Below are 20,889 nucleotides of genomic sequence, written 5' to 3'. Positions count from 1 at the left end.
ACCCGTGAACGTCTCCACCCACAACGACTCAGCCTTCAACACCCCACGCATACAAGGGAAATGCCCGCACCGCAGCCTTCTGCAACACGCTTTAGCGGCCCAGTGCGGCCAGGGGGTCGTCCAGGACCGGCTGCCAGGCGAGTTCGGCGGCGCCGACGAGGCTGTTGTGGTCCAGGGTGCAGGGCAGGATCGGCACCCCGCCGCTGCGGCCCCAGAGGCTGCGGTCCGCGACGACCGCCCGGAGCCGCTCCGGGTCGGCGGCCAGCAGTTCGCGGTGCAGCCCGCCGAGGATGATCCGGTCGGGGTTGAGGATGTTCACCAGCCCCGCGAGTCCCAGGCCGAGCCGGTCGATCAGCTCGCCGACGGCGACCCGTACGCCCGGGTCGTCGGGGCTGTCGCGCAGCAGTTCGCGGGACTCCCGGAGCAGGGAGACTTCGGGTCCGGGGGCCCGGCCCGCGGCCGTGAGGAAGGCGAGCGGGTCGGTCTCGACGTCCAGACAGCCCCGGCTGCCGCAGTGGCAGGGGCGGCCCTCCGGGTTGACGGTGAGGTGGCCGACCTCCAGGGCGAGGCCCGCGCTGCCGGTGTGCAGGCGCCCGTCGAGGACGAGCGCGCCGCCGACGCCCCGGTGTCCGGTGGCCACGCAGAGCAGGTCCCGGGCGCCGCGTCCGGCGCCGTGGCGGTGCTCGGCGAGGGCGGCGAGGTTGACGTCGTTGCCGGTGAAGGCGGGCCCTTCGATGCCCGCGGCCCGTACCCGCTCGGCGAAGATCTGCCGGACCTGGGCCCCGGCGGGCCAGGCCAGGTGCAGCGGGTTGAGTGCGGTGCCCTCGGGTTCGGCCACGGCGGAGGGGGCGGCGAGTCCGGCGCCGACGCAGCGGCGGCCGCTCTCGTGGAGCAGCGCGGCACCGGCGTCGACGACGGCGCCGAGGACCTGGGCGGGGTCGGCGGAGACGGTGACGCAGCCCGGGGCGGTGGCGACGATGGTGCCGCCGAGGCCGACGAGTGCGGCGCGGAAGCCGTCGGCGTGGACCTGGGCGGCGAGGGCCACGGGGCCCTTCTCCTCCACGGCGAGGCGGTGCGAGGGCCGTCCCTGGGAGCCCGCGGCGGCGCCGGGGTTGGAGTCGACGCGGATGAGGCCGAGGGCTTCCAGTTCGGCGGCGACCGCACCGGCGGTGGCACGGGTGACACCCAGTTCGGCGGTGAGGACGGCCCTGGTGGGCGCCCTTCCGGTGTGCACCAGCTCCAGCGCGGGACCGAGCGCGTTCCGTCCCCTGTCCAGCCGTGTCCGGGTCGTCGTCGCCTTGCCGCTCATGGGGGTGAGTCTCCCATGATCGGACGGTCTGTCGGTCCCGTACCCCCGCGTGCCGCGGCCGGGCGGCCGGAGCGGTGCGGCCGGGGCCACCGGACCGACCGTCCCCCGTGGTCACCATGAGTGATCACCGCTGGTCGTACGGGTCATCGCGGTGGGCGACAAATGGGTGTCAGCCTGTATGGACGGTACGACCGTGAGCACTCAGAATCCTTCTTGATCACCATCGCGACATCCGCCGACGGGCGGCGGGCACATCGGACGGATGGCCGCGCGGAAGCCGAGGGGGAGGTCCGCAGTGTCGTTGTCCTGCCGGGTCTCCGTGCCGTCGTTCCACCGTGCCTCCGTGCCGTCGTCCCGCCGTCAGGGCTCCGTGCCGGACGTCCGTCCCTCCGTCGTCTCCGAGGCGCCCGCGCCGGGAGCGTGGACCGCCGTTCCCGTTCCGGTCCTGCCCGACGACACCCCGCGCGGGCCGCGCGACCGCGGCGAGCCCGTCCGCCGCCCCCTCGGGACCGGTGTGACCGAGCCGTAGGACCAGAGCACCCCGTCACGCCTCCGGCCGTACCCGCCGGGAGGCGGTCCCGGCATGTCTCCGTCCGGCGAGAGCCCCACCGCCCGCCCCCCATGGACCCCGCCGTTCCACCGCCGGTGGAACGGCGCCGGGACCGGAAGACCCCCACCGGTCCCCCACACCCCCACCCACCACGTACTCAGGGAGAAGCGTGAGAAGCCAGCTACCGGAACCCCCGTCAGGGTCCCGTCACCGGCAGAGACCCGACCGGAGCAAGGGCCTGCGCGGCACCGCCGTCGGCGTGGCCCTGCTGATGTCGGTCTCGATGATCTACGGTGCCGAGGCCGCCGTCGCCGCGCCCGCCGTCCTCCCGGCGGCCGGGTCCCAGGGGCCCGCCCCGGTGACCTCCGCCCCCGACGTCCGGTCCGCCCGGGTGGCGGCACGGCTGTCGGGCAAGCCGGTCGAGGCGCTGTCGGAGCGTACGGAGACGTCGACGACCTGGGTGAACGAGGACGGTTCGCTGACGACGGAGCTGTCGGCAGGACCGGTCCGCTTCGAGGACCCCGCCACGGGCGACTGGCGTGACGTGGACGTCGAGCTGACGACCGCGCCGGACGGGTCGGTCGTCTCGAAGGCGCACCCGCGGGGCCTGCGGCTCGCCGGGAGGTCCGGGGCGAGGGCCCCGTCGCTGCGCGCCTCGCAGGCGGCTCCCGCCACGGATCTGGTGACGCTGGGCAGCGGCGAGGACGCGATCACCCTCCAGTGGCGCGGGGGGCTGCCCGCGCCGAAGCTGGACGGCACCCGCGCCACCTACGAGAACGCGGTGCCGGGCGCGGACGTGGTGGTGGAGGCCACCCGTTCCGGATTCGAGCAGTTCGTCGAGGTCAGGCAGCGCCCCGAGGCCGGGTTCTCGTACACCCTGCCGCTGCGGACGAAGGGCCTGAAGGCCGAGCGGCAGGCCGACGGCAGTGTGCTCTTCACCGACAGGAAGTCGAAGAAGACGGCCGTCATGCCCGCGCCCGTGATGTGGGACGCCACCGTCGACCCGGTCTCCGGTGAGCACACCCGGCAGGTCCCGGTCGGCATGAAGGTGGTCAGGGCCAAGGGCGGCGTCGACCTCGTCATGACCCCCGACCCGGCCTTCCTCGCCGACCCGGCGACGACGTACCCGGTCACCGTCGACCCCTCGACGTCCGCCCTGTCGAACGTCTTCGACACGTACGTCCAGCAGGGCACGACCACCGACTGGTCCACGGACGTGGAGCTGGACCTCGGCAACCCGGGTACGAAGAACGCCGACGGCACCCCGCGCACCGCGCGTTCCTTCGTCTCCTGGAACACCGCGCCCGTCTCCGACGCCCTGGTGCTGAACGCCACGCTGTCGCTGTGGAACTTCCACTCCGCCAACCACACCGGCTCGGCGTGCCCGAACCAGCCGTGGGAGGTGTGGTCCACCGGAGCCGCGACGACCTCCTCGCGCTGGACCGCGCAGCCCGCGTGGACGGCGAAGAAGGCCACCTCCACCGAGACCCGGGGCAACGCCTCCTGCACCGCGCAGCCGGACGGCTGGATCAACGCCGACGTGACGACGATGGTCCAGGAATGGGCGTCGGCCAAGGCCGCCCGGTCCCACCTGGGTCTGCGCGCCACCGACGAGAACGCCACCGCGCAGTGGAAGCGGATCAACTCCGCCAACGCCGCCTCGAACGTCCCGAAGCTGACGGTCACCTACAACTACCGGCCGCGCACCGGCACCAAGCAGGAGGCGGGTCCGCCGTACTTCTCGTACGGCGGCGCCTACGTGGTCAACACGGTCACCCCGACCCTGCGGGACACCTTCGTCGACGCCGACGGCGACAAGGTCAACGGCACCTTCCAGATCTTCGACAGCGCCACCGACACGCAGGTCGGCAACGTCATCGTCTCCCCGTGGGTCAACTCCGGCCAGGTCTCCTCGGTGACCGTCCCCGCCGGGGTCCTCACCAACGGCAGGACCTACAAGTTCCGCTCCAACCCGTACGACGGGACCCACTACAACACGGGCTGGTCGGCGTGGAGGACCTTCACGGTCGACACCACCGCCCCCGGCGCGCCCACCGGCGTCACCTCGACGGACTACCCGGCGGGCGCGTGGGTCAAGGGCGCGGGGCAGCCGGGCACCTTCACCGTCACCCCCAGCGGCACCGACCACGACTGGGTCGAGTGGTCGCTCGACGGGGTGACCTGGACCAAGGTCCCCACCGGCGGCTCCACCGCCGCCAGGTCCTTCGCGGTCGCCCCGCCGAAGGACGGCACCCACACCCTCCAGGTGCGGCAGGCCGACAAGGCCGACAACAGGTCCGAGGCGGTCGAGTACACCTTCCACGCCGGTCCCGGCGGCTTCGTCCAGCCCGCCGACGGCGAGCGCACCGCGCGTCGGCTGCCGCTGGTGGCCGAGGCCGACGGCGGCACGTACGACAAGGTCTCCTTCTCCTGGCGCCGCTCCGAGGCCGACCCGTGGCAGCGGATCCCGGCCGGTCAGGTCACCTCCGGCGGCGCCCCGCTGACCGCCTGGCCGGTGGCCATGACGGGGGGCAGGAACAGCCCGCTGGTGTGGAACGCCACGGACACCGTCGACCCCGACGGCACCGTCCGGATCAAGGCCGACTTCACCGGCCCCGCCGCCGCGGCGGGCAGCACCGGACCGCTCTCCGTCGTCGTCGACCGCGACGCCTCCGGCGCGGCTGCTCAGGAGATCGGTCCGGGCTCGGTGAACCTGCTCACCGGTGACCACACGCTGTCCTCGGGCGACGCCTCCGCCTTCGGGCTCTCCGTGTCCCGCACGGCTTCCTCCCGTACCCCGGACAAGGGCGTCAAGCAGGAGGGCCAGGCGCCGGTCTTCGGGAAGGAGTGGGTCTCCGGCACGGTCGCCGAGGCGACGCAGTCGGACTACTCGCACCTCCGGCGGATCTCGGACACGGCCGTCGCCGTCGTCGACTCCGAGGGCGAGGAGACGCACTTCACGGCGAACGCGGCCCGGACGGGCTGGACGGCCGAGACCGGTTCCGAGTTCCTCACCCTCACGGGCGCCGTGACCGGTTCCTTCACGCTGGCCGACACCGAGGGCACGGTCACCACGTTCACCAGGCCGGACGCGACCGCCACCACCTGGCAGGTCTCCTCCACGCTCCTCGACGGCCTCGCCCACACCACCACGACCGTGGTCTCCGAGACGGTGACCGTGGACGGCGTGAAGCTGGCCCGCCCGAAGCGGATCATCGCCCCGACCTCGGCCGCCTCGGCCGCCGCGTGCACGGCGACGCCGTCCACCAAGGGCTGCCGGGCGCTGGAGTTCGTCTACGGCACCGCCACCACCGGCACCGACTCCGCCTTCGGGGACTTCACCGGCCAGGTGAAGGAGATCCGGCTGTGGTCCACCGGGCCGGGCGCCGCCTCGGCCACCGCCAAGCCGGTGCAGACGTACGCCTACGACGCCTCCGGGCGTCTTCGCCAGGCGTGGAACCCGCAGATCAGCCCGGCGCTGAAGACCGAGTACGCCTATGACGCGGCGGGCCGGGTCACCGGTCTGACCCCGGCCGGTGAACTGCCCTGGACCTTCACCTACGGCAAGGCGGGCAACGCCGCCACCGCCGGTGACGGGATGCTCCTGAAGACGTCCCGCGCCGGGCTGAAGCCGGGCACCGCCGACGTCCAGCAGGACACCGCGGCCACGTCCGTCGTGTACGACGTGCCGCTGACCGGCGCCACCGCCCCGTACGGGATGGGCGCGGCGGACGTGAGGGCGTGGGGGCAGCTGGACGCCCCCACCGACGCGACGGCCGTGTTCCCCGCCGACGCGGTCCCCGCCTCGCACGCGGGCGGTTCCCTGACGGCCGGGGCCTACACCCGCGCCACCGTCACCTACATGGGTGTCGCCGGACGTTCGGTGAACAGTGCCGCTCCCGGCGGGCGCGTCTCCACCACCGAGTACGACCGCTTCGGCAACACGGTCCGTGAACTGACCGCGGGCAACCGTGAGACCGCCCTCGGTACCGGCGCCGCAGACCGGGCCGCCCAGGCGGAGCTCGGCATCGGCCGGCTCACCCCGGCCGAGCGGGCCGACCTGCTGGCCACCCGGTCCGTCTTCGACGGGACGGGCACCCGTGAGCTGGAGAAGACCGGCCCGCTGCGCCGGATCGAGCTCACCGCCGATCTGAAGTCGGGGGCCACCACGCTGGTGTCCTCGGGGACGTCGGTGACGGCCCGTTCGTGGACGGTCAACGCGTACGACGCGGGGCGTCCCACCGACGGCACCGCCAAGGTGAAGGACCAGGTCACCAAGGTGACGACGGGCGCGCAGGTGCGTGAGCACCCCACCGTCCTCGGCGAGGCCCGGGTGACGCAGACGGTGTACGACTGGGCCAAGGGCCTGGCCACGAGGACGGTCAAGGACCCGGGCGGCCTCGCGATCACCGAGAGCACCGAGTACGACGACCAGGGCCGGGTCACCAAGGAGCTGGCGCCCGGGGCGACCGGCACCGACGCCGCGACCCGGGTCACCACCTACTGGTCCGCGACCGGCACCGGTGTCTGCCAGGGCCGCCCGGAGTGGGCCGACCTGGTCTGCTCCACCGGACCGGCCGGTGCGATCACCGGCGGTGGCACCCAGCCGTCGCACCTTCCGACGACCACCACCGAGTACAGCTGGTGGGGCGGCCCGGCGAAGGTCACCGAGACCGCGAACGGCGTCACCCGCACCACGACCACCGGCTACGACGCAGCGGGCCGTCCCACCGGGGTCACCGTCACCGGCGGCGTCGGCCAGGCGGTCCCGGCGACGACGACCGAGTACGACCCGGCCACGGGACGCGCGGTCAGGACGGTCTCGCCGACCGGCGGCACGATCACCAAGGCGTTCGACAGGCTGGGCCGCCAGACGTCCTACACGGACGCCGACGGCGGTGTCACCACCACCCGGTTCGACCTGCTCGACCGGCAGGTCGAGGTCGGCGACAACGCGCCCTCCACCGTCACGTACTCCTACGACACGGCCGTCGAACCGCGCGGCCTGGCCACGCGGACCACGGACTCCGTCGCGGGCGTCTTCCGGACCACGTACGACGCGGACGGGTCCGTCGCCACGGAGAAACTGCCCGGCGGCTACACCCTCACCGTCTCGGAGGACACCACGGGCGCCACCCTGAACCGCACGTACACACGGGACTCCGACGACACGGTCGTCTACGCGGACACCGTGACCGAGTCCGTCCACGGGCAGGTCACCGGTCACGCGGGCTGGTCCGGCCAGGGCTACCGCTACGACGCGGCCGGACGTCTCGTCACGGTCGAGGACACGGTGGACACGGTCTGCACGCGCCGCGCCTACGCGTTCGACGCGCGCACCAACCGCACGTCCCTCACCACCACCGCGGCGGGACCGGGTCTGGACTGCGCCACCACGGGCGGGACCACCACCGGCCACACCTACGACAGCGCCGACCGTCTGGTCGACACCGGCTACGTCCACGACGCCTTCGGCCGTACCACCGCCCTGCCCGGCAGCAGGCTCGGCCACTACGCCAACGACCTGGTGCACCAGCAGACCGCGAACGGCAGCCGCCGGACCTGGCAGCTCGACGCCGCCCACCGGTTCCGCTCCTGGACGACGGAGAGCGGCAGCGGCGACACCTGGACGCGGACCGGTTCGAAGCTGAACCACTACGACGGCGAGGGCGACAACCCGCGCTGGATCGTGGAGGACACCGCGACCGGCGCGCTGACCCGCAACGTCGAGTCCGCGAGCGGCGACCTCGCCGCCACCACCGGCAAGACGGGTGACACCGTCCTGCAGTTCACCACCGTCCACGGTGACGTGGCCCTCCAGCTCCCGCTGGACGCGGGCAGGGCCCCCGTCGCGCTCGACAGCGACGAGTACGGCAACCCGCGCGCGGGGCAGGCGGCCACCCGCTACCACTGGCTCGGCGCCAAGCAGCGTTCCACCGAGACCCTCACCGGTCTCACCCTCATGGGCGTCCGGCTCTACGATCCGGCCACCGGCCGCTTCCTCTCCCCCGACCCCGTGTACGGCGGCGGCGCCAACGCCTACGGCTACCCCGGGGACCCGGTCAACGAGTACGACCTCGACGGCAGGTGGTGGAGCTGGAAGAAGACCAAGAGCTGGGTCAAACGGCACCGCGTGGGCATCGCGGCGACGGCGGCGGGGGTCGGCTGCGGCCTGTTCACCGCCGGTCTCGCCTCGGCGGGCTGCGCGATCGTGGCGGGCGCGGCGGCCGGAGCCGGAGCCAAGTGGTACGGGAACCGCAAGGCGTCCTTCGGTTCCGTAGCCCGCGCGGGAGTGGCGGGTGCCACCGGCATCGGTCCCTTCGGCGGGGCCATGGGCAGCATCGGACGCTGGGGGGTGAAGAAGGCCGTCACCCGCTGGGCCGTCAAGCGTTACCCGTCGAGCGGCGGTCACCGCGCGGCCCGCACCAGCCACCGCAAGAAGACCTCGTGGTGGTCGTCGTGGCGGCGCTGAGGAATGTCGTGGTGACACCGGGGAACGCGGCGGCGGCCCCGAGGAACGATAGGGAGTCACATGGACGAATCGCGTAGGAACTCGACGGCGTTCTTCTTCCTGGGAGTGCTCGGTCTCCTGACCGGGATCGTCTTCTGGGTCACGTCGGGAAGGGCCTCGGCGACGGTCACCTTCGCCTGCTCCGCCGTGGTGTTCGCCACGGCGTGGTTCTTCGAACGGACCTCACGGCGCGACGACGGGGAACCGAACGGACCGGGCGGACCGGGCCAAACCTCCTGACGCAGGAACCCGGCCAGGTGGGCCCGGCACTTCGTGTGCCGGGCCCACCTGCCGTTCCCATACCACAACAATCGGCGCCGACAAGGCAGATCCGCCGGACCTCCCCCTCTTCGGTGCGGCGACTGCGACAATCCCGCCCATGGACGAGAACACCGGCGGAAACATGAAGATCTCGGAGCACATCGAGGCACTGGAGACGGCCGGCCGGGCCCTGGCGGACGCCGCCGCCGAGGCCGGGCCGGACGCGAACGTACCGACCTGTCCGGAGTGGCGGGTCCGTGACCTGCTCCGGCACGTGGCGATGGTGCACCGCTGGGCCACGGACCTCGTGGTCGAGCGGCGCACCGCGTACCACCCCGGCGCGGGTGAACCGGAACTGGACGGCGACGAACTGCTCACGTACTACCGGGAGGGGCACGCGGCCCTGGTGGCGGCGCTCCGGAGGGCACCGGAGTCGCTGGACTGCTGGACCTTCCTGCCCGCTCCCTCACCGCTCGCCTTCTGGGCGCGGCGCCAGGCCCACGAGACGGCCGTGCACCGCGCTGACGCCGAGTCGGCGCTCCCGGGCGGGCCGGGTCCGGTGGCCCCGGACCTGGCCGCCGACGGTCTCGACGAACTGCTGCGGGCGTTCCACGGCGGGGACGGCGGCAGCAGGCTGCGGACGCCCGAGCCGAGGATCCTGCGGCTGCGGACGACGGACACGGGTGACGTCTGGACCGTGCACCTGTCGGCGGCCGAGCCGCCGCACACGGACCGGGGGCACCGGGCGACCGGTGCGGGAACGGTCCTTCCCGTGCCGGACACGGAGCTGAGCGGTCCGGCGGACCGGCTGTACCTGACCCTCTGGAACCGGCTGCCGGTCACCGCGGTCACGCTGACCGGCGACGAGGAACTGGCCCGGCTCTGGCGGGAGGGGTCCGCCATCACCTGGTCCTGACGGGCCGGTGGAGGCCCGGGGCCACCGGGACGACGAGCCGTCGGCGTCGGCCCCGCTCGGGCTCGTTCGGTCCCGTCCGGGCTCGTTCGGTCCCGTCCGGGCTCGTTCGGTCCCGTCCGGGCTCGCTGGGTGCTTCAAGGCCCGGAGACCGGCCGGGGCCGGAGGAGGCGGCCCTGCCCGGGGCCGTCGCACCCGGCCGGGCCGCCTCCTCCGGATCTCACCGGGCGGGTCCGAGGCGCCCGGTGCGGTGGGTCGCGGGGCGGCCGGTTACGTGTCCCCGCACCCGGCACCGTGCTCCGGCCGGGGCCCGGAGCGCTCGGCCCGGGGTGGCTCGGGACGACCCGCCGCCCCGTTCAGGCCTCCGGGGCGTCCCAGAGACCGTCGAGGGTGCCGAGCACGAGACGGCAGACCGCTTCGGGGTCCGCGCTCGCCAGGGGTTCACGGGCCACGACCGTGCGCAGGATGCCGATCCCGAGCAGCCAGGCCATCGCCAGGTCGGCGCGGAGCGCCGCGTCCTCGGCGCCGGACAGGGACGCCAGGGCGCTCTGGTACTTCTCCCCCAGCTCGCGCAGCGCCCCGGCCGTCTCCTCGCCCCTGCCGAGGGAGCGGAGGTAGACCTCCAGGGAACGGTCCTCGGTGCCGTCCGCGTCGCGCGTCAGCATCGAGCGGAGAGCCGTCTCGAAGAGTTCCTCGGGGGGCGTGGCCCGTACCTGTTCGAGGCCGCCCCGCGCGACGACCTCCGTCAGCAGCCCCTGCTTGGAACCGAAATAGCGGAACAGCAAGGCCTGGTTGACCCCGGCACGCTCGGCTATGTCCCGTACCTTGGCGCCTTCGTAGCCGTGCTCGGCGAACAGGTCACGGGCCGCGTCGAGGAGTCTGCGGCGGGTGGCCGCCGCGTCCCTGCGCCGCTCGGCGCCCGCCGTCCCGGCCGGAGCGCGCGTCGGCCGTCCGGCACCCGGGTCGCCGCCACCCAGGTCACCGCCCCCCGGGTCGCCGGAGGCCGTCGGCCCGTCGTCGGCGCGGGCCTCCGCTACGGCGCGGGTACGGGCGGATCGATCCATGACGGTCCTCTCAGACGGCCCGTCAGGATAACGGCCATAAACGGTCGTTGACCGCACCGATCTCCGGTCCTAGCGTTGTAAGCACGTGCTTACAACTGGGAGGCCCTAGTGACGACAGCCGACACCGCACCCCTCGCCTACCCCTTCAACACCGCCGACGGGCTGACGCTCGCCGAGGAGTACGAGCGGGTGCGCGAGCAGCCCGGCCTGTTACGCGTCCAGCTCCCCTTCGGCGAACCGGCCTGGCTCGCCACGCGGTACGCGGACGCCCGGCTCGTCCTCGGTGACCAGCGCTTCAGCCGGGCCATGGGGGTCGGCCGGGACGAGCCCCGTCAGTCGGAGGGCAGCAGCGACAGCGGCATCCTGAGCATGGATCCGCCGGACCACACCCGGCTGAGGTCGCTGGTGGCCAAGGCGTTCACCGTCCGCCAGGTGGAGCGGCTCCGCCCCCAGGTGCGGAAGCTCGCGGCGGAACTCCTGGACGAGCTGGAGGCGGCGGGGCCTCCGGCCGACCTCGTGGACCTGTACGCGCTGCCGATCCCGGTCGCGGTGATCTGCCAGATGCTCGGCGTCCCCGCCGAGGACCGCCCGCGCTTCCGGGTGTGGAGCGACGCGGCGCTCTCCACCAGCTCGCTGACGGCCGCCGAGTTCGACGCGAACCGCGAGGAACTGCGCGCCTACATGGCCGGGTTGATCGCGGGACACCGCGAGGAGCCGCAGGACGACCTGATGACGGCCCTCATCGAGGCCCGCGACGGCCGGGACCGGCTGTCCGAGCTCGAACTGGTCGACCTCTGCGTCGGCATCCTGGTCGCCGGACACGAGACGACCGCGTCACAGATCCCGAACTTCACCCTCACCCTCCTCGACCATCCCGACCAGCTCGAACTGCTGCGGAGGAAGCCGGAGCTGATCGGCACGGCCGTCGAGGAACTGCTGCGGTTCGTCCCCCTGGGCAGCGGCGCGAGCCAGGCCCGGTACGCCACGGAGGACATCGAGGTCGGCGGCACGCTCGTACGGGCCGGGGAGCCCGTCCTCGTCGCGACGGGAGCAGCCAACCGTGACGCGCTGCGCTTCGGCGGCCCCGGGGTGCTGGACATCGCGCGCGAGGGCAACCAGCACCTGGGTTTCGGCCATGGCGTCCACCACTGCCTCGGCGCACCGCTGGCCCGGCTCGAACTCCAGGAGGCCCTGGTCGCGCTGATCACCCGCTTCCCCCGGCTCCGGCTGGCGGGGGACATCGCCTGGAAGTCCGAGATGCTGGTGCGCGGCCCGCGCGTCATGCCGATCGGCTGGTGACGGCGGTGCCCTGGAGCGTACGCGTCGATCCCGGCCTCTGCATGGCGTCCGGCATGTGCGCCGCGATCGCGCCCGAGGTGTTCGCCCTGGACGGGGAGCACGCGCGGCCCCTCGCCGGGTCCTTCGCCCCGGACGACCGGGTCCTGGAGGCATCCGACGTCTGCCCGGCCCAGGCCATCACGGTCCACGACGGTGCCTCGGTGATCGCCCCGCGCCCCTGAGACGTGCCGTGGACGGCCGCGTCATGGCGACCGGCGGACGGGCGGACGCGCCGGGGCGTGTCCGCCGGGGTCGCTCAGAGGTGGCCGTCCAGCAGTTCCCGTACCTCGGCGGTGGTCATGGGTCCCGTGCCGTGGGCCACCGCCTCCCCGTCCTTCAGCAGGACGCAGGACGGGGCTCCGGTGATCCCGTACCGCTCGGTCGCGGCCGGGCAGCGCGTGATGTCGGTGCGGACGGCCGTCAGACGGCCCGTGTACTCGTCGGCGATGCCGCCCATGACGAGGTCCGCCACCCGGCACGGCTCGATCGCCTTCGGCCACGTCCCGATGAAGTACGCGAGGACCGGGACTCCGCTCATCCTGAGGATGAAATCGAACTCCGCGTCCTCACGCGGCTGGTGAACCCGCTTCGCCATGGAAGCTCCTGACCTCGTGTTCCGTCGTTCCGCCCCCATCATCCCCCGCGCGGGACCGGGCTCCCGAGAGCACCCGACCCCGGCGGCACCGCCCTGTGACCCGGATCACCTCCCGGGGAAAACCCACCGCCCCCGCCGGGCGTCTAGCAGGTGTGAAGCGAGTGGGGGCGGCAGCGCCGCAGGAACTGGACGAGGAGCGGCTCCTCCGACGGGTGGCCCGGGGCGACCGGGCCGCCTTCGAGGAGCTGTACCGGCGCACGTCGCCGTGGCTGGCGGTGCGGCTGCGCCGCCGCTGCGCCGACCAGCAGATCGTCGCCGAGGTCATGCAGGAGACGTATCTGGCGGTGTGGCGGGCGGCGGGCTCCTTCGCCGGGAGCGGCACCGGGGGGACGGCTGTCGGCTGGCTGTGGACGATCGCGGCCCGCCGCCTCGTCGACGCGTTCCGGCGCCGGGCCCATCACGCGGAGCCGCCGCCGGCCGCCGCGCCGCACCCCGTGGCGCCCGCCGCCGAGGAGGAGGCGCTGCTGTCCACCGTCGGCGGCGACGTCGGCGACGCGCTGCGGCGCCTCGCCCCGGAGCTCCGGGAGGTACTGCAGGCCATGGTGCTGGACGGGCTGTCCGTCAGGGAGACCGCCGTTCTGCTGGCACTGCCCGAGGGAACGGTGAAGACCCGTGCCCGCCGGGCCCGGATCGTGATGCGGGAGGCCCTGGGATGAACGTGGAACACGCGTCGGCACGGCTCATCGACGGATACGCGCACGGCGGGGCGGACCTCGTCGCGGACGAGGTGTGGGCCCTGGAGGCCCATCTGGAGGGCTGCGGGGTCTGCCGCGACCGGCTGTCGGCCGCCGTGACGGCCGGGGTGCCCGCCGTGACGGCGCTGACCGCCGCCGTCTGGTCCGGTCTCGAACCGCGACTGGCGGCGACCGTCCCCGCTCCGCCGCGCAGGCTCCGGGCGCGCCTCTCCTCCTGGGCGACGCCCGCCATGACGCCGTGGCTGGCCATGGTCCTGGCCGTGACGGCACTGGCGCTGGTGATGGACCTGGTGGGTCCCGGCGCCGGCCGGGTCCCCCTGCTCCTGCTGCTCGCCCCCGTCCTGCCCGTGTGCGGCGTGGCGGCCTCGTGGTCGCGCGGCCTGGATCCGGCGTACGAGCTGACGTCCGTCACGCCGAGGGCGGGGCTGCAACTGGTGCTGCGGCGCACCACGTCCGTGCTCGCCGTGGTCGTCCCCGCCCTGCTGGCCGGAGGCTGGACGACGGGCGTGTCGGCCGTGCAGTGGCTGCTGCCCTGTCTGGCCTTCACCTCGATGACCCTGGCGCTCGGCGGGCTCATCGGGATGGCCCGCGCCGCCGTCGCCCTGGTGGCCGCGTGGGTCGCCGTGATGGTGCCGGTCCTGGTCACCGACAGCGTGGGCTTCGTCCTGCGGACGGACATCCTGCCGGTGTGGGGGCTGGTCCTCGCGCTCGGCGTCGGCGTGGTGATCGCCCGCAGGGGCGCGTACACCGTGCCGGGCGCCCACCGGTGAACTCCCCGGAGACCCCGGAGACCCCGGAACGCCGGGAAGTCCCCGTACCCCTCGTGCCCCTGAGAGCCCCGACGGGTTCTCCCTGTCCACCCGAGTCACCCGGGACCCCCGGGACCCCCGTAAGAAGAGGAAGCGCATGATGCCCACAGTGAGCGGGGCCGACATCGCCCCCACGGCCTACGCCTGGGAGATCCGGGCGACCGGACTGAAGGTGAAGGTCGGCAGGAACCGGATGGCCGTCGACGGGCTCGATCTGTCCCTGGGCACCGGCGTCCACGGTCTCCTCGGCCCCAACGGGGCGGGCAAGACCACCCTCATCCGGGCGCTGGCCACCGTGCTGCGGCCCGCCGGAGGCACGCTGGAACTGCTCGGGGAGTCCACGGGCGGGCTGGGCGAGTACCGGGCGCTGCGCCGCCGGATCGGCTATCTGCCGCAGGATTTCGGCTACTACAAGCGGTTCACCGTGCGGGAGTTCGTCGAGTACATGGCCTGGCTGAAGGAGGTCCCCGGGCCGGACATCCCGGCGGCGGTGCAGCGCGCCGTGGAGCGGGTCGGCCTGGCCGACCGCGCCGACGAGCGGATGAAGTCCCTGTCGGGCGGGATGGTACGGCGGGCGGGCATCGCCCAGGCCATCGTCAACGACCCCTCCGTCCTGCTGCTGGACGAGCCGACGGTCGGCCTGGATCCGGCGCAGCGGCTGCGCTTCCGCGAACTGCTCCAGGAACTGGGCGGGGACGCCTGTGTGGTCGTCTCCACCCATCTGGTGGAGGACGTGGCCGCCGCCTGCACCGATGTGGTGCTCTTCGCCGAAGGGCGGCTGGTCTTCCAGGGCACCCCGGACGAGCTGGCCGCCGCGGGCGGCCCCGAACACGTGGGCGACAGCCCCCTGGAGCGCGGCTACTCGGCCCTGCTGGCCGACCCCGTACAGATGAAGGGCACCTGGTGAACCTCCGTATCCTGCGCATCGAGCTGAGGCGTTCCGTCGCCCCGTGGGCCGGTGCCGTCGTCCTGGTGACCTCGCTCGCGTTCCTGCACCTGGTCCCCGGACCGTGGTGGACGGGCACCACGCTGTGGACGGCCCAGTGGACCTCGATGGCCCTGTGGACCCGGTACCTGCTGGTCTTCCTGTGGCCGGTCGCGGTGGGGCTCGGGGCGCTCCAGGGGCTGCGCGACCACCGGTCGAAGGTGGCCGAGCTACTGGCCAGCACCCCCCGGCCCCCTCTGCACCGCGCGGCCTCCCTCGCGGGCACGATGGCCTTCGCCCTGGGCTCGGCCTTCGCGCTGCTCGTCCTCGTGGGCTCGGTGCGGGTGATCGCCGGAGACACCTCCTACACCCCTCTGGGCTGGCTGCCCATCTCACTGGTGGCGGCGCTCGCGCTGGCCGCCGGGGCCGCCCTGGGCATGGGGGTCGCACGGACCCTGCCCTCCGTCCTCACACCGCCCGCGCTGGCCGTGTGCGCCTTCCTCTCCGTCAGCTTCCTGCGGCAGGTCCAGAGTTCGGACCACGTGCTGCCGACGTCCGCCGCGCCGAACCGTCTCTCACTGCTGTCGCCCCCGGTGGTGGACGTGCGCGAAACCCTCCTCACGCTCTCCGTCCCCGTCCACCTCGGGCAGACGCTCTGGCTGCTCGGCATGGCCGCGACGGGCCTGGCGCTGCTGGCGGCCACCCGCCCGCGCACCCGGCTGCTCGCCCTCACCCCCCTGCTGGCGGGCGGGGCCCTCGCCCTGCTCGTGCTCCCGGCCCACCCCCGTGACACGTACGTCGTCGACCGGGCCGCGGCGGCGCAGGTGTGCGACGGTCCGGTGTGCGTGGCGGCGGTCCGTCAGGCGCGCCTCGACGGCCTCGCGGGTCCCGGCAAGGAGGCGCTGCGCCTGATGCGCGGCGCCCTGGGCGACGCGGCGCCCGCCACCTTCCGCGAGACCACCGTCCCCCGGGCGCTCGGCGCCCTGGCGCGGCAGCCGCACGACTCCCGTTCCGTGTTCATCGACTTCGACGACACGGTGATGGCCGACGCCACGGGCGACCGGCTGACCCGGGTCCTGGTCGCCCAGGGCATGGCCCCGCTGTGCAACCCCCGCAGCGTCAACGAGAGCGGCACGCTGGAGGACACCGTCGCGCAGAGCATCGCGCTCGCCTGGGTCCTGGGGGAGGAACCCCGGCCGGTCGACGGGACGATGCACACCACGAAGGGACAGACCGAACTGGCCGGTCGGGTCTGGGAGAGGTTCACCGCGCTGCCGCGGGCGGAACAGCGGCAGCGGATCATCGCCATGCGGGCCGCCGCGGTCTCCTGCTCGCAGGACGCGCTCACCGTGCTGGCCGGGGGGAGGTTCTGGTGAGACGGCTGACGCTGTACGCCCGCTCACGGCAGGCGCCCGCCTCGCTCGCCGTGTCGGTGGGCAGCGCGCTGACGGTGTGGGCGCTCGCCAGGATCAGTGGCGGGTCGCTGGAGGATCCACGGTTGTCCACGCTCGTCCTCTTCGCGGGGGTGGCCGCGTTCTCGGTCGGACTCGGCGGGCAGGACCTCGCGCTGGACCGGACGGCGGCGATCCGCTGGATGCCCCGGAGGGCGGCGCACCTGCTGCTCTGCGGTGCGTTCGTCGGCGGGGTGCTGCTGGCGGCTCAGGCGCTGGGCGGGCAGCCGGTCTCCCCCTCCTTCGTGGCGCGCAACAGCGCGGGGCTGCTGGGGCTCGTCGCCCTCGGGGCGGCCTGGGGCGGGGCCGCGTACGCGTGGCTCCCGCCGTTCGCCTGGCTGTCGGTCTCCTTCGTCGCCCCGCCCTCCACGGGCACGGTCTCGCAGGTCCTGGGCTGGATGCTGAGGGAGCCGGGCGCGCAGGCCGCCACCTGGACGGCCGTCGTCCTGGCCGTCGTCGGCACCACGGTGTACGTGGTCGGGGGCCCGAGGCGTTAGACGGGGGCCGGGCTCCGGTACGGGTCCGGGGGCGCCCCTGAAGGGTGGCTGCCCCGGGCGTGGGACGCTGTCGGGATGGATACGTCCAGGCCCGGCTGGACGACGCGTGGGAGTGGTGGACGGCCTCCGTCGAGGAAGCGCGGGAGGGGCGCTGGGTTCGTGATGCCGTGGAACGGCAGGTGATGGCGGACATCATGGCCGCGACCAACGCCCTGCACGGCGGCCGTCCGGCTCCGTCCACCGAGGACGCGTGGCACGTGCGGATCGGGCGGATCGGGCGGATCGCCAACTGGGCCGGGGGGGCTCCGGCTCGCCGCGCGGGCGGGAGGCTGGGAACTCCGGCCCGTCGTCGGACGCCGCCCCGGGGATCCCGTCGGCATGGCCGAGCCGCTGTCCGGCGTCTACGCGATCGGCGAGCAGGGCGAGAGAGGGATGACCGGCTCCTTCGGGAGGGCCGGGTGCCTCCGGAGAAGGAGATCGCCCGAGCGGAGGCCTTCCTGACCGGACCGGGGTCCGTGGAGGATCTCGAACTCTTCTTCTACGACGGCTGAGGGACGTCCGGTTCTACGACGACTGAGGGACGTCCGGCACGGCCGCCTCTCCTCGTAGCCGGTGCACCACACGCTGACGGTCCCGCCGGGACGGTCAGATCCCGCCCGTCCCGCGCGGCGCCCGGCACAGCACCTCGCCGCACCGCCGGAGCAGCCGCGTACCTCCGCTGTTCCTCCGCCTCGCGGCCCACCGCACCGCACGCCCGGCCGCCCCACCGGCCCGATCCGGAAAGACGACCCGGGGGGGTGCCCGGGGTCCGCGAGGCCGCCGTCCCGTTCTTGAGGTCACCGTCCCCTCCAGTAGGCCGCCGTCCCGGTCATGAGATCGCCGTCCCGGTCGAACAGTTCCCGGCGGAGGCGCAACCCCCGAAGGGTTCGGACGTCTACCGGTTACGAAAGGGCGCCCCTGGGATTCCCGGGGCGCCGAAGCATGACCGAGGACGAGGAGACACCATCGTGGGACAGGTCTCACGCGCGCTGGCCGCGGGGCTGGCGGTCGTGGCGCTGGCGGCAGGTGCGCCGGCGTACGCGCAGCCACCCGCCGGATCCATACCCGGGGCGCCCGCGGGAGCCGCCGGGGAGCGGCTGCCGGAGGGGTGGCGCCTCGGGGACGGGGAGTTGGTGTGGAGCGCGCCCGAGCCCGTGGGCGTCGGCGGCGCCCTGATCGAGTTCCGCTCGGGGAAGCGGACCCTGGGCGTCCCGCAGGCCTCCCCCGACCAGCGGACCTTCCGGCTCCCCCTCGACGGGGTGGAGCTCGGGCCGGTGGGCGAACTCCAGGTGGTCGCCGGTACGCGGCGGCTGGACGCAGCGGGGGCCGCTCGGGCGCCCGGCGAGCGGCGCCTGTCGGCCGCGACGGCGCCCCCGGCCCCGTACCCGGCGAACCAGGTCGATCCCGGTGTCGCCGGAAAGTACCGCACCACCAGCGGCGAGTACGCCCTGGATCCGGTGCGCCTGCCGGGCTACGCCGAGCCGGTGGAGATGCGGGCCACGGTCGTCGGCCCCACGGACGCGCCGGGCAGGCGACCGCTGGCCCTCTTCCTCCACGGCCGCAGCGTCACCTGCTACCAGCCCGGCAACGACGTCCCCACCCTGCACTGGCCGTGCAAGCCGGGCTACAAGGAGATACCGAGCCACCGCGGCCATCTGCACGACCAGCGGCTCCTGGCCTCCCAGGGCTATGTGACGGTCTCCCTCTCCGCGAACGGCATCAGTTCGCAGGACAACCGCGCGGCCGACTTCGGGGCGCAGGCCCGCTCCTCCCTGATACGGCAGCACCTCGCCCGCTGGGCGGAATGGGGCGCGGACCCGGGGAAGGCCCCCGGTGCCGTACGGGCGACGGAGCCCGTGGACCTGTCGAAGGTCCTCCTGGTCGGCCATTCCCGGGGCGGCGAGGGAGTCAACCGGGCCGCCCTGGACAGCGTGTCCCCGCCGCCGCCCGCCGAGGACGGCTACGGGGGGCCGGTGAGCTGGCGGATTCGTGGAACGGTCATGATCGGCCCCACCAACTTCGGCCAGAACCCCACGCCCGACGTGCCCTCCATGACGATCCTGCCGGGCTGCGACGGAGACGTGAGCGACCTCCAGGGCCAGATCTACCTCGACGGCACGCGGGGCGTCGGCCGGGGGACGGCGCTGCACAGCGCGGTCTACATGGTCGGCGCCAACCACAACTTCTTCAACAGCCAGTGGACGCCCGGCGAGGCCGAGGGCCCGGCCTTCGACGACTCCCCCGGCGACCCGGACCCGGTCTGCTCGCCCCGGTCCGCGACCCGGCTGACCGCCGGACAGCAGCGGGCGGCGGGCAGCACCTACATCGCCGCCGCCGCGCGACTCTTCCTCCTCGGCGACGACCGGGTCCGCCCGCTGCTCGACGGCTCCGGTCTGCGCGCGCCCTCGGCGGACCCCGCCCGGGTGCTGACCCACGCCGTCGGCGGCAACCGCACCCCGGCGATCGGTGCCGACGCCCCGCTCACGGTCGTGAACGGACGCGTGTGCGACCAGACCGCGACGAGCGGCGACCGGGCCTGTCTTCCGGCGGACCCGGGCCCCGGCCGGTCACCGCACTTCGCGTCGTGGAGGGCCGCCGAGAGCGAGCCGGGCCGCAACGCCGTCACGGCCCGCTGGACCGGGCCGGGCAACCCGGTCCGGCTGACGCCGGAGCGTGCCTTCTCGCTGGCGGGCTCCGACGCGCTCGCCCTGCGGGTGATCGTGCCGCCGAACACCCGGGGCACCCTGCTCGACGTCGCCGTCACCGACACCTCCGGCAAGCGGGTGACGCTCGGTCAGGTCACCGTCGACGGCCTCCCCGGCTCCGACATGACGACCTCGCACTGGGCGCGTGAGGTCAGGGTCCCGCTGAAGGCGGCCGTCGCCGCGGGCGTCGACCTGGAGCGGACGCGCTCGCTGGAACTCGTCCCGCGCGGCGGTCCCGGCGAGCTGTGGCTGATGGACGCCTGGGGCTGGCGCCCCGGCACCCCGGCGGTGCGTCCCGTCCCGCTCCCGCGCATCGACATCGGGCGGCTGACGGTCCAGGAGGGCGACTCCGGCACCCGTACCCACCGGGTGCCCGTCCGCGTCACCGGCAAGGGCGGCGGCACAATCAAGCTCGCCGTCCTCGACCCGGAGACGCACGTGTCCACGGTCCGCACGGTGGCGGTGGAGGCGGGCCGCTCCACCGTGGACGTGTCCTTCACGGTGGAGGGTGACACGCGCTACGACATCGACCGCGACCATCAGGTCGCCGTCAAGGCCGTGCGGGGCGTGGCCGTCGGCAGCGCCTTCGGTGGGGTGCTCGCCAAGAACGACGATCCCATGCCCACGATCACCGTGACCCCGGTCGCCGACTCGGTCACCGAGGGCCAGAATCTCGTCTGGAAGATGCGGCTTTCCCAGCCCGCCGAGGTCGCCGTCGAGACGCGGTGGGACCTGCTGCCGGTGGACGCGGGGGCGGAGCTGTCCACGAAGGACGTCGACGCGGAGTGGCTCTCCCGCATCGGCGACGTCCCCGACCCGGAACGGCCGCTGTCCGCGAACGGCTCCTCCCTGTGGGTCCAGGTCCCCGAAGGGGAGACGAGCACCGAGGTGTCCGTGCCGACCGTCACCGACGCGCTGACGGAGCCGGAGGAGTCCCTGCGGATGCGGGTGAAGATCTACCAGGAGGAGGGTGACTGGCCGGACGGCCCGCTCCTCACGGGCCGGGTCACCGACGCGCCCCGGCGCTGAGGCCCGCGTCCCGCACGGAAGGTGCCCGAGCGCACCGCCCGGCCGATGGCACCGGCCCCCGCCCGGGGACCGGTGCCATCGGCACGACCCGCCCGACACTCCCTCCCTCCTCGGGACTCCGTCCCCCTGGCTCCGTCC

15 protein-coding genes are annotated in these 20,889 nt (G+C 73.9%); 12 read left to right on the top strand and 3 right to left on the bottom strand.

Annotated features, from left to right (window positions below; all coding sequences use genetic code 11):
• Positions 1-91: 91 nt before the first annotated feature.
• A complete protein-coding gene (locus ACIO92_RS25895) occupies positions 92-1,309 on the bottom strand; it encodes an ROK family protein (protein ID WP_366442542.1) in 1,218 nt (405 codons plus the stop codon).
• A 343-nt stretch (positions 1,310-1,652) separates the two neighbouring features.
• Here ACIO92_RS25895 and ACIO92_RS25890 point away from each other — a divergent pair, with 343 nt between their 5' ends.
• From ACIO92_RS25890 to ACIO92_RS25875, 4 genes are all read left to right on the top strand, one after another.
• A complete protein-coding gene (locus tag ACIO92_RS25890) occupies positions 1,653-1,838 on the top strand; it encodes a hypothetical protein (RefSeq protein ID WP_402282888.1) in 186 nt (61 codons plus the stop codon).
• A gap of 292 nt (positions 1,839-2,130) precedes the next feature.
• Complete coding sequence (locus ACIO92_RS25885) at positions 2,131-8,331, top strand: DNRLRE domain-containing protein (protein ID WP_402283006.1); 6,201 nt, start codon at positions 2,131-2,133, stop codon at positions 8,329-8,331.
• Positions 8,332-8,391: 60 nt separating this feature from the next.
• Positions 8,392-8,610, top strand: coding sequence for a Ycf66 family protein (locus ACIO92_RS25880; protein WP_402282890.1), 219 nt, complete (start codon positions 8,392-8,394; stop codon positions 8,608-8,610).
• A 163-nt stretch (positions 8,611-8,773) separates the two neighbouring features.
• Positions 8,774-9,547, top strand: a complete 774-nt coding sequence (locus ACIO92_RS25875) for a maleylpyruvate isomerase family mycothiol-dependent enzyme (protein WP_402283008.1) — start codon at positions 8,774-8,776, stop codon at positions 9,545-9,547.
• A 353-nt stretch (positions 9,548-9,900) separates the two neighbouring features.
• Here ACIO92_RS25875 and ACIO92_RS25870 read toward each other — a convergent pair whose 3' ends face one another.
• Complete coding sequence (locus ACIO92_RS25870; RefSeq protein ID WP_401238971.1) at positions 9,901-10,608, bottom strand: TetR family transcriptional regulator; 708 nt, start codon at positions 10,606-10,608, stop codon at positions 9,901-9,903.
• Between the two features lie 108 nt (positions 10,609-10,716).
• On the opposite strand from ACIO92_RS25870, the gene ACIO92_RS25865 reads away from it, so the two are divergent.
• Together ACIO92_RS25865 and ACIO92_RS25860 are read left to right on the top strand one after the other, a co-directional pair.
• Complete coding sequence (locus ACIO92_RS25865) at positions 10,717-11,907, top strand: cytochrome P450 (protein ID WP_366442546.1); 1,191 nt, start codon at positions 10,717-10,719, stop codon at positions 11,905-11,907.
• A gap of 5 nt (positions 11,908-11,912) precedes the next feature.
• A complete protein-coding gene (locus ACIO92_RS25860) occupies positions 11,913-12,128 on the top strand; it encodes a ferredoxin (protein ID WP_402282892.1) in 216 nt (71 codons plus the stop codon).
• A 74-nt stretch (positions 12,129-12,202) separates the two neighbouring features.
• Here ACIO92_RS25860 and ACIO92_RS25855 read toward each other — a convergent pair whose 3' ends face one another.
• A complete protein-coding gene (locus ACIO92_RS25855; RefSeq protein WP_366442548.1) occupies positions 12,203-12,541 on the bottom strand; it encodes a thioredoxin domain-containing protein in 339 nt (112 codons plus the stop codon).
• A 212-nt stretch (positions 12,542-12,753) separates the two neighbouring features.
• Here ACIO92_RS25855 and ACIO92_RS25850 point away from each other — a divergent pair, with 212 nt between their 5' ends.
• From ACIO92_RS25850 to ACIO92_RS25825, 6 genes are all read left to right on the top strand, one after another.
• Positions 12,754-13,257 carry an RNA polymerase sigma factor gene (locus ACIO92_RS25850; protein ID WP_351784020.1) on the top strand — a complete coding sequence of 168 codons (504 nt, stop codon included), beginning with the start codon at positions 12,754-12,756 and terminating at the stop codon, positions 13,255-13,257.
• The gene (locus tag ACIO92_RS25845) at positions 13,254-14,066 is read left to right on the top strand and encodes a zf-HC2 domain-containing protein (RefSeq protein WP_366442549.1); all 813 of its coding nucleotides are present in this window, start codon (positions 13,254-13,256) and stop codon (positions 14,064-14,066) included. Before ACIO92_RS25850 ends, ACIO92_RS25845 begins: the two co-directional genes overlap by 4 nt.
• Positions 14,067-14,202: 136 nt before the next feature.
• Positions 14,203-15,012, top strand: coding sequence for an ABC transporter ATP-binding protein (locus ACIO92_RS25840; protein WP_366442550.1), 810 nt, complete (start codon positions 14,203-14,205; stop codon positions 15,010-15,012).
• Entirely contained in the window at positions 15,009-16,406 is a 1,398-nt protein-coding gene (locus tag ACIO92_RS25835; protein ID WP_401238958.1) for a hypothetical protein, read from the top strand. Before ACIO92_RS25840 ends, ACIO92_RS25835 begins: the two co-directional genes overlap by 4 nt.
• On the top strand, positions 16,403-16,978 hold the full coding sequence (locus tag ACIO92_RS25830) for a hypothetical protein (RefSeq protein WP_402282895.1): 576 nt from the start codon (positions 16,403-16,405) through the stop codon (positions 16,976-16,978). Before ACIO92_RS25835 ends, ACIO92_RS25830 begins: the two co-directional genes overlap by 4 nt.
• Positions 16,979-17,985: 1,007 nt before the next feature.
• Entirely contained in the window at positions 17,986-20,751 is a 2,766-nt protein-coding gene (locus ACIO92_RS25825) for a hypothetical protein (RefSeq protein WP_402282897.1), read from the top strand.
• The last annotated feature ends 138 nt before the right edge of the window (positions 20,752-20,889 follow it).

It is taken from the genome of Streptomyces sp. NPDC087215 (genome assembly GCF_044744885.1).
Classification (GTDB): domain Bacteria; phylum Actinomycetota; class Actinomycetes; order Streptomycetales; family Streptomycetaceae; genus Streptomyces.
Note: the sequence above shows the minus strand (reverse complement) of the source record. Positions and strands in the feature narration are given on the sequence as shown.